Source organism: Staphylococcus sp. EG-SA-2, from assembly GCF_017152085.1.
The window spans coordinates 1-335 of sequence record NZ_JACYHC010000333.1 but is presented as its reverse complement, the minus strand read 5'-3'; the positions used below and the strand labels follow the sequence as shown (position 1 = coordinate 335).

The window sequence follows — 335 nt, the reverse complement described above, 5'->3', positions numbered from 1 at the left end:
GTGTATACAACAATTACTACAATAACCGGCATGAAGGAAATATTACCCATCAATTTCATAAATGCTATTGCGGCGAATACTGCATGTAATATAGCAATCAATAATGGTAAACCGAAGTTGAAAGTAATTTTTAATAATAATCCCTTAAGCATATCTGTATGCGTAAAGCCTATGCGTTTTAATATTCTGAAGTTACTTAGTTCATCCTCAGTTTCATCCATTTGTTTAATATAAATAATACATCCAGCTGCTACTAAAAATGCTAATCCTAAAAATGATGTAACAAATATTAGAATACCGTTAGTAGCATCGACCTCTTTTTTCATTTCATCATA

The 335-nt window shown here is 30.4% G+C and carries 1 pseudogene; it reads right to left on the bottom strand.

The features are described 5' to 3' along the window. Positions 1–335, bottom strand: a pseudogene (locus tag IDG60_RS03220) (bacitracin ABC transporter permease); the annotation flags it as partial.